The organism is Methanobrevibacter sp. 87.7, assembly GCF_002208625.1.
Classification (GTDB): Archaea; Methanobacteriota; Methanobacteria; order Methanobacteriales; family Methanobacteriaceae; genus Methanarmilla.
The window spans coordinates 1-9,355 of the sequence record NZ_MRCT01000073.1 but is presented as its reverse complement, the minus strand read 5'-3'; the positions used below and the strand labels follow the sequence as shown (position 1 = coordinate 9,355).

The 9,355-nt window shown below is 25.4% G+C and carries 8 protein-coding genes; 3 read left to right on the top strand and 5 right to left on the bottom strand.

The window, feature by feature from the left end:
• Positions 1–603: 603 nt before the first annotated feature.
• Positions 604–1,545 (top strand): tetrahydromethanopterin S-methyltransferase subunit H, encoded by a 942-nt coding sequence (gene mtrH / locus BGI41_RS04840; protein ID WP_088539102.1) that lies wholly within the window; start codon positions 604–606, stop codon positions 1,543–1,545.
• A 635-nt stretch (positions 1,546–2,180) separates the two neighbouring features.
• Here the strand turns inward: mtrH and BGI41_RS04835 are convergent.
• From BGI41_RS04835 to eif1A, 5 genes are all read right to left on the bottom strand, one after another.
• Positions 2,181–2,840, bottom strand: coding sequence for a class I SAM-dependent methyltransferase (locus tag BGI41_RS04835; RefSeq protein WP_088539103.1), 660 nt, complete (start codon positions 2,838–2,840; stop codon positions 2,181–2,183).
• A gap of 497 nt (positions 2,841–3,337) precedes the next feature.
• Positions 3,338–4,957 (bottom strand): thermosome subunit beta, encoded by a 1,620-nt coding sequence (gene thsB / locus BGI41_RS04830; RefSeq protein WP_088539101.1) that lies wholly within the window; start codon positions 4,955–4,957, stop codon positions 3,338–3,340.
• A gap of 376 nt (positions 4,958–5,333) precedes the next feature.
• Complete coding sequence (locus tag BGI41_RS04825; protein ID WP_088539100.1) at positions 5,334–5,933, bottom strand: KH domain-containing protein; 600 nt, start codon at positions 5,931–5,933, stop codon at positions 5,334–5,336.
• Between the two features lie 142 nt (positions 5,934–6,075).
• On the bottom strand, positions 6,076–6,870 hold the full coding sequence (locus BGI41_RS04820) for a serine protein kinase RIO (protein WP_088539099.1): 795 nt from the start codon (positions 6,868–6,870) through the stop codon (positions 6,076–6,078).
• Between the two features lie 107 nt (positions 6,871–6,977).
• On the bottom strand, positions 6,978–7,295 hold the full coding sequence (eif1A, locus tag BGI41_RS04815) for a translation initiation factor eIF-1A (protein WP_088539098.1): 318 nt from the start codon (positions 7,293–7,295) through the stop codon (positions 6,978–6,980).
• A gap of 249 nt (positions 7,296–7,544) precedes the next feature.
• On the opposite strand from eif1A, the gene glp reads away from it, so the two are divergent.
• Together glp and BGI41_RS04805 are read left to right on the top strand one after the other, a co-directional pair.
• Positions 7,545–8,765, top strand: a complete 1,221-nt coding sequence (gene glp, locus BGI41_RS04810) for a gephyrin-like molybdotransferase Glp (protein ID WP_088539097.1) — start codon at positions 7,545–7,547, stop codon at positions 8,763–8,765.
• Between the two features lie 77 nt (positions 8,766–8,842).
• On the top strand, positions 8,843–9,298 hold the full coding sequence (locus BGI41_RS04805) for a GyrI-like domain-containing protein (RefSeq protein ID WP_233126317.1): 456 nt from the start codon (positions 8,843–8,845) through the stop codon (positions 9,296–9,298).
• Positions 9,299–9,355 lie beyond the last annotated feature (57 nt).

Genomic DNA, 9,355 nt, shown 5'->3' with positions numbered 1-9,355 from the left:
ATATTTAGTTTAATTGGTAATTTTTATTAATTTAATATTTTTCAAAGTTTTTTTTAAAGTTATCTTATTTTTTTCAGTTAATTGTATTATTGAAATTTAATATCTATTTGATTTTTCTTATCAAAACTTTAAAGCATTGTTTATTAATTCTAAAACTAATTAAGATTTATTTATTTTTTAATAAATAAGTTTATATACTATTAAATTTAAATTAATTCCTATCTCATTAATATTTTGAATTAATTAGTGGTATGTATGGTTGAATGAAAATTATACTTATTTTGCTTATTGTTTATTTCTTTTAATTTATTTTAAAACTATTAGGTATTAAACAATATTTTTAAAGTATATTTTAATTTTGTTCAATTTAATTTTATTAATTTTAATATGATTTTTAAAATTTCAATATTCTTAATAAAATTATAATTTTTTAATAAAATTACCTTTATAAATATATTATTAATGCCATTAGAATTATCTTATTAAATGTTTTTGATATTTTTAATTTAAAATACATTATTTTATATTATTAAATATTTAATGTTTTTTAATTTAAGATTCATTATTATTTTTGAGATTATTTAAATTATTAGAGGATAAACTATGTTTAAATTTGATAAAGAACAGACAGTATTTGATTTTGCTGGAGTAAAAATGGGAGGTCAACCTGGAGAATATCCTACTGTTTTATGTGGTACTATTTTTTATGGTGGCCATAACATTGTCAATGATGAATTGACTGGTGATTTTGATAAAGATCGTGCAGAACAATTACTTTTAGATATGATTGAAATTTCAGATACAACTGGAAACCCTTGTATAGCACAAGTTTTTGGTCAAACTGAAGAAGCAATTACAAAATATTTAGAATTTGTTGGAGATGCTTGTGATATTCCTTTCCTTATAGATTCTACATCAGCAGATGCTAGAATTGCTGGAGCTAAATATGTTGATGATGTAGGTTTAACTGATAGGGCTATTTATAATTCTATTAATATGTCTGCACATCAAGATGAATTAGATGCTCTTGCTGAATCTAAAATTGATTCATCTATTATATTAGGATTTAATCCAATGAATACTACTGTAATGGGTAAAATGGCTATGTGGGATAATGGTGACGATGGTGCTTATGAAAAAGGTTTACTTGAAGTTGCTGAAGATTGTGGTATTACTAAATTTATGATGGATACTGCTGTAACTCCGCTTGGTCAAGGAGGAGGAATTGCAGGAAGAACTTCATTTGCAGAAAAAGCTAAATGGGGATATCCTGTAGGTTCTGGAATTCACAATATTCCATCTGCATGGGATTGGTTAAGAGATCATAAAAAAGAAACTGGAAATAAAACTATTTTCACAGTTTGTGATATTGGAGCTAATATTCTTCAAGTTATGGTTGGTGGAGACTTTGTTCTCTTTGGACCTATTGAAAATTCAACATTCTGTTTCCCTGCAATTGCTCAAACTGATATGTTTATTGCAGAAGCAGCTAAAGAATTAGGTACTGAACCTGTTGAAAATCATCCTATTAATAATTTATTGTAGTTTTTAATTTTTTTATTAAATTAAAAATAGTTTAAGTATATAAATATTGGTTATATTCTCCACTTATTTCTGTAATTAATATTTATTTCTTAATTATCAAACCTAAATTAAAATAATAGTATTAAATTGTTAATCCAACCATATTTATTATAGTTAACAATTTAATTCTACTATTATTTTCTTATTTAAAATTTCATTTATCTTGTTTTAATGAAATTGCTTCTTTTATTAAATTTTTTTATAGTTCAATAATTTGAATTGATAAAATTAGAATTATTAATATTTTTAATATTTTTTATAATTTTGATAGAAAAGTAGATTTTTTATTTGTTTGGATATTGTTGTTTTATAATTTTTGATAGAAAAGTAGATTTTTTATTTTTATATGTTTTTTTATTTAAAAAGAATATTTCTTTTGAGATTTTCGTGTGTTTTTTTTTTAATTTTATTTATTCTGTGTATTTTTTTGTTTTATTATTTTTTTAAATGAGTTTTATGTTTTAAAAGGTATATTTAAAAAAGTAATTAATATAATAATTAAGTTCTATTCTTTTTATTATTTATTAATACTTTTTTTACTTAATTAATGTCTTATATTAATTAATATTGACTTTTTTAGTTAGAAATTATGTTTTTTATATTTTTCTAGCTATAGCACATAGCCAATGTGTGTCTTTTTTAGTAAATGTTGTAACATTCTTAAATCCAGCATCATATAAAAGGTGTCCTAATTCATCTTCAGATAAAACAGTCATACCTAATAGTTTGATTCTATCACCCATTCTTTCTTCAAGGTTTTCATCTTTTGATTCTTCATTACATATGAATATTGCACCATCTTCTTTAAGAACACGATAAATTTCTTTTAAATCGTTTTCTAAATCTGGCCAAAAGTAAATTGTTTCAAAACCAGTAACAACATCTAAACTATTATCTTCAAATGGAAGTTCTGATACAGATCCTTCATATATTTCGACTTGACCATTATCAATATTTTCTTTATTGTATTTTTTAGATTCTTCAACACTTTTTGGAGAATAATCTATACCATATACTTTTCCTTTGGTCATTTCTGAGAATCTTTTAACATTGACTCCTCCACCACATCCAATATCTAAGATATTATCATTTTCACATATATTAAGGTGACTTACTCCCCATCTTGCAAGGCTTTCATGGGATTTATTCATTCTTTCAATCATTTGTTCTCCAAGTTCGCCTTCTGGTTTACGGCAATTAATAAGTAATTCATCACTTTCATTTTTTTTTATTTCTTTAATTTCTTCATCACTCATTGGTTTTTCTTCATTAGTCATATTATAACCTTTTTATAAATTTTGACGTTTTTAATGTAATTTAAGTTTTGTTAGTCTGTATAAATTTTAATTATATTTATATTATTTTATGTTTTGAATCTATTTATATTAATTATGATTTTTATTAATTGAATTTTAAATTTGAAGTTTAATAATATAATTTTAAAATTTAAAAAGAAAATAAAAATTAAAGTATTAAATTAATAGAATTTTTTCTGTTTAATTTTAATTTAAGTTTATTATTCAAGATTTATTTTATTTAAATCTACTAATTATTATAATTTATTTTCCTTATTGCTTGCTATTATTTTATATTAATTATAATAATTATTTTAAAGATTTAATAATTAGTTAAAAATTCTATTAGATTAATTTGAAAATTAGTAAAAAAAGCAGTTTAATTAGTAATTGAAAAGTAGTTAATAAAAATGGTAAAGAGATAGATTAATCTATCTCTTAGATTAGTCACTATATGACTACATCATTCCTGGTATTCCGCCCATTTGTTGTTGAGCAGCTGCAGCTGCAGCAGCATCGTCACCAGATCCACTTGAGGAAATGACATCGTCGATTCTTAAAATCATTTCAGCTGCTTCAGAAGCAGATTGAATTGCTTGTTTTTTAACACGTTTTGGTTCAATTACTCCAGCTTCTTTCATATCAGTAACTTCACCATTGAATACATTTAATCCCATAGTGGTTGATTTTTCATGAGCAGCTCTTAAATCTACTAATGAGTCAATACTATCAATACCTGCATTTTCAGCTAAGGTTTTAGGAACAACTTCTAAACTTTCTGCAAATGCATTTACAGCTAATTGTTCTCTTCCACTAATTGATTCAGCATAATCTTTTAATCTTTTTGCGATTGCTACTTCTGGAGCTCCTCCACCAGCAACAACTTGACCATCTTCAACAGTAGCAGCTACTACACCAATTGCATCTTCCATAGCTCTTTTAATTTCATCTGCAACATGTTTGGTACTACCTCTTACAAGGATAGTTACTGCTTTAGGTTCACTGCAGTTTTCTACAAAGATCATGTTTTCACCAGAGACTTTTTTCTCTGTTACAGATCCAGCATTACCTAAATCATCAGCAGTTAAATCTTCTACATTACTTACAATAGTTGCACCAGTAGCTTTGGATAATTTTTCAATATCTGATTTTTTAACTCTTCTTACTGCTAAGATTCCATCTTTAGCTAAGTAATGTTGTGCTAAATCATCAATACCTTTTTGACAGAATAAAACATTTGCTCCAGCATCAGAGATTTTGGAAACCATATCTTTGAGCATTTGTTCTTCTTGTTCAATGAATGCTTGCATTTGGTTAGGATCAGTAATTCTGATTTCTGCATCTACTTCAGTTTCTTTTACTTCAAGTGCAGAGTTTAAAATTGCGATTTTTGCATCATTAATTTCAGAAGGCATACCTTGGTGTACTCTTTCTTTATCAATAATTACACCTTGTACTAATTTGGTATCTTCAACAACTGCACCTTCTTTTTTCTCGATTTTAATGTGATCAGTGTTTACTTCACCATCTTCAGCAACTTGTTCTACAGCTTTAACTACGATTTTTGCAAGAGGTTCACGAGCTTTTTCAGTTCCTTTTCCAGTCATTGCAGTCATAGCTACTTTTTCTAACATTTCAGTATCAATATCACTAATTGCGATTTCATCTAAAATTTCTTGAGCTTTTTCAGCAGCTTGTCTGTAACCCATTGCAATAATAGCTGGGTGAATATCCATATCTAATAAATCTTCGGATTGTTTTAATAATTCTCCTGCAATAATAACAGCAGTAGTAGTTCCATCTCCTACTTCATCTTCTTGTGTTTTTGCTACTTCTACGAGCATTTTAGCTGCAGGATGTTCAATATCCATTTCTTTTAAGATAGTAACTCCATCGTTAGTTACTACAATATCTCCAAGATTATCTACTAACATTTTGTCCATACCTTTTGGACCTAATGTGGTTCTTACAGTTTCAGCAAGTACTTTTCCTGCTAAAATGTTTGTTCTTTGTGCATCTCTACCTAATAACCTTTGGGTTCCTTCAGGTAAGACAAAAATTGGTTGTTGTTGTGCCATTATTTCACCTCAATATTTATAAAATAATTAATAATCATAATCTAAATACATAGTTTTTTTATTTAGATAATTAGGATGTTCTTAAAGTATTTATGAAATACTTTATTTATTTTCATAAAATTTTTAAAATTTTATTAAGTAAACATCTACATTATAAAGTGAGTTTAAGGTTATATAAATACTTTACGGTTAAAAGTATATTTTAGTAACTAAATTAGATAATTCTTATTTTTCTTATTTTAATTTAATTTTTTTCTTTAATTTTTTTATTATCTTATTTATAAATCTTTTTATAATTTTAATATTAAATTATACTTTTATTTTAAACTTAGTAATTTTTTATTACTTTAAAAAAATAGCCAAATAATTATTATATTTAATCTAAATCATCTCTAAGTTCAATTTTTTCATGGCTAATTCCCATAACTTCTTTGAACTCTCTTTCTTTTCTTTCACGTTTTTGATTTTCTAGGTAGCTATAAATAGTTTTATGTCTTGAACCACTTAAAATCATATTTATTGCTTCTTTTGCAACCATTATATTTTCCATTCTTCCAATAAGTGAAACAGTTTTACCATAAACAGCCATATCGACATCAGCCATATCTGTAATAATATCTTTAGTAACACCATTTCTTCCAATTATACGTCCTTTTTGTCTAGATAATGCTTTTTTATTTTTTCCAACTGCATCAGTAAGTTTTAATACTTCAAGATACATTTCATCTTCTTTTAATTTTAATGCAGTTTTAGGGTTAAATCCACGCCCAATAGCTTTAATTATATAGTTTGTTTTCCATACTCCTAAAGGATCTTTCATGTTTTCTTGTGGATAAATTGCTACTGTACCTTCTTCACTATCAATATCTAAAATTGTTTCTGTAGTGTTTTCAATGATTTTTTTAGTATAACCATCTTTTCCTATTAATACTCCAACACGTTCACGAGGGATTTTAAGATAATCTGTTTCAGGCATATATTTCACCTCTTTTTTCTAAAAACAATATTATATTATTATCTTGATAATATTTATTCATTTCTAAATATTTTTTATATTATTTTTTAAATTTTTATTAAAATTTATTTATGTTTATTTTAACATAAATTAATTGTTTATATTAGTTTTTTAATGATAATACAATTCCATCTTTAACTCCAAGATGTTTTTCAATTTCTTCTTTTGTAATTTTTGAACCTAATTTTTTAAAATCATTTGTTAAATTATTAATATCTCTGTCAAGTAATTCTTTAGCAATTGGGTTATTATAAATTACAGATTGTGAAACATCAATTATTACTGGTTCTTCATTTAAATTCATTATATTATATGCTGATAAATCACCATGTATTAATTTTCCATTATTAATGAATTTATACATTTCATTTAAAACTTTTAATAAGAATTCATCAACATCTTTTGGGGGATTGTATTTTACAGTTTTAGCAGGATTACCTTCATCATCTCCAATAAATTCTAAAATAAGTACATTATTTAATGAAGTAATTGGTTTTGGAACTTTAACTCCTGCTTTATATAAACGTTCTAAGTTTTTATACTCTTTACTTACCCATGAGTTAATTAATTGTCTTTTATTACTATGACGTGATCTAAATCTATGATCACCATCTACATAAAAGTTCATTTTTTTAAAATCTGATGTAGCAATACGATATATTTTTACTGCATAATATTTATCATCTTTAATACCTTTTAATACATTAGCTTCTTTTCCTGTACTTATTTCTCCATTTAAAATATCTATGTAATTTTTATTAGCTAATTTGTATAATGTTTCAAGAGTTCTTTTATCAAAGATGTCACTACCTACTTTTCTATCATCTGCATCTTTTTTACGTTTTTCGGATATGATTTTTTTTACCTTTTTATCAGCTTTAGCTATTTTTTGATCCATAATATCACCAAGTATATTTAAAAAGTAGTAATTTTTTAGGTAGTTAAGTAAAAGGTTTATAATAAAATTAGTTTATATAAATTTTTAAAAAAAGGGTGTAAAAATGTTTACATTTTTAAGTATCCTTTTCTATCAAGCCAGTTAGATTCTGTTTTTGTATATCTCCAGATTACATCAGCTTTTTCTTCACTTTGGAAATCCCATGGTTTTACAAGAATGACATCTCCTTCACGAATCCATATTCTTTTTTTCATTTTACCTGGAATACGTGTCATACGTGTATAACCATCAGCACATCTTACTTTAAGTTTTCCATGTCCCATAATCTGTTCAACAACACCTGCAATTTCTCCTTTACGAGGAGTTCTTACTCTTCTATAACTTTGTTGTTGATTGTTATTGTTTTTATTCTTTTTATTTACCAAGTATTTTCCTCCAATCTTTTGCTTAATTCAATACTGATTAATAATTGTAAAAGTTAAGTATTGTAATATATAAAAAAGCCTTTTCAATTTAAATATATAATAATTATATTTTATATTTCATATTATAAAAACTTATTATATTATTAAGTAATTAAATATAAAAATTTATTATATATTCAGATAGATAATTATTAATATAATAAATTTATTTTAAATAATTTGTTTATTTAAATATTATAAGGTGATTGGATGGGTACTGAATTTTTACAGATTAAAGAGCCTGATGAGGCTAAAGAATTAATTAAAAATTATTTTAATAAATATTATAATCCTGAATCTGAGGAAGTTCCTTTAGAGGAAGCATATAATAGGGTTGTTTTTGAGGATATTTATAGTCGTATTGATTTTCCACCATTTGATAGAGCTTTAAAAGATGGTTTTGCTATTAAATCTGAGGATAGTTATGGTGCATCTGAAGAGAATCCAAAAATTGTAAAAATTATAGATTCTCTTGAAGCAGGTTCATATAGTAAAAAAACTGTTGAATTAGGTACTACAGTAGAGATTAGTACTGGTTCACCATTACCAAAAGGTGCAGATTCTGTATTAATGGTTGAATATACTTTAAAAGATGGTGATGAAGTAGAACTTTATAAAAGTGTAACTCCTAGTCAAGATGTTGGTAAAAAAGGATCTGATGTTAAAAAAGATAGTCTTCTTCTTAAAAAAGGGGTTGTTTTAACTGCTGATAAAATAGGGGTATTAGCAGCTCAAGGATTTACTACTGTTAAAGTTTATAAAAAACCAGATATTGCTGTAATTTCTACAGGTAATGAATTAATTGAAGCAGGGTTTGAACTTAAAGAATCTAAAATATATGATGTAAATAGTACTATGATTAAAAATGGTGTAACTGCTTCTGGTGGAATTGCTACAAAAGAAGGTATTATAAAAGATGATTATAATCAATTAAAATCAACTATTCTTAATGCTCTTAAAAAGCATGATGTTTTATTATGTTCTGGTGGAACTTCAGCAGGTGTCGGGGATGTATTAAAAAATGTTCTTGATGAAATTGGTGAAGTAAAACTTCATGGAATTGCTGTTCAACCAGGAAAACCAACAATTCTTGGTGTTGTTAATGATCAATTAGTAATAGGATTACCAGGAAATCCTGTTTCTGCACTTGTAATATTTAATGTGTTTATAGCTCCAGTAATAAGGGAACTTGCAGGAATTTCAGAAAAAAGTCTTAAAACAGTTAAAGGAACACTTCAAAAAAGAATTCATTCTGCAGTTGGAAGGGAACAATATCAATTAGTAACTTATGATAATGGTGATGTAATTCCTATATTTAAAGATTCTGGCGCAATATTTTCTCTTGCACGTGCAGATGGTTATGTAAATGTATCTAAAAACACAGAAATTGTAGAAGAAGGAGAAACAGTAAAAGTAAGTTTATTTAATTAGAACTTATATATATTATAAAAATAATAATTTTATATGTTTTAATTATCTATTTTTAATAAATCATTAAAGGTGTAATTATGGTTGAAGAAAAAACAATTAAAGAAGAAAATATTGCAGTTATTAGTAACAAAGGTTCTTTAGAAACAGCAAAAATATTATTTGCAAGATTATCTGGATGGATTGAATCTAATGAACTTGAAACAACTGGGGATCCATTTATGATTTTTTATAAACTTCCTGAAAATGTTGGACCTGAAGAAGTTGTTTATGATGTTGGTTATCCAGTTTCAGATAAAATTAAAGGTAGTGATTTAGTAAATACTGCAACAATGATAGAACATACGGTTTTATCTGAGACTCATGAAGGAAATAGAGATACTATACAAGATACTTATAAAAAACTTGCTCAATACTCTATAGATAATCATTATGATATAATTGGTTCTCCTAAAGAAATTTATCATAAAGGATTTCTTGAAAATACTGATGATAAAATTATTGAAGTTCAATTTCCAGTAATCAAAATGGATTAAATTTTTATCCTTATTTTTATTAATTTTTATATTTAAATAATATTTATAAATAAATTT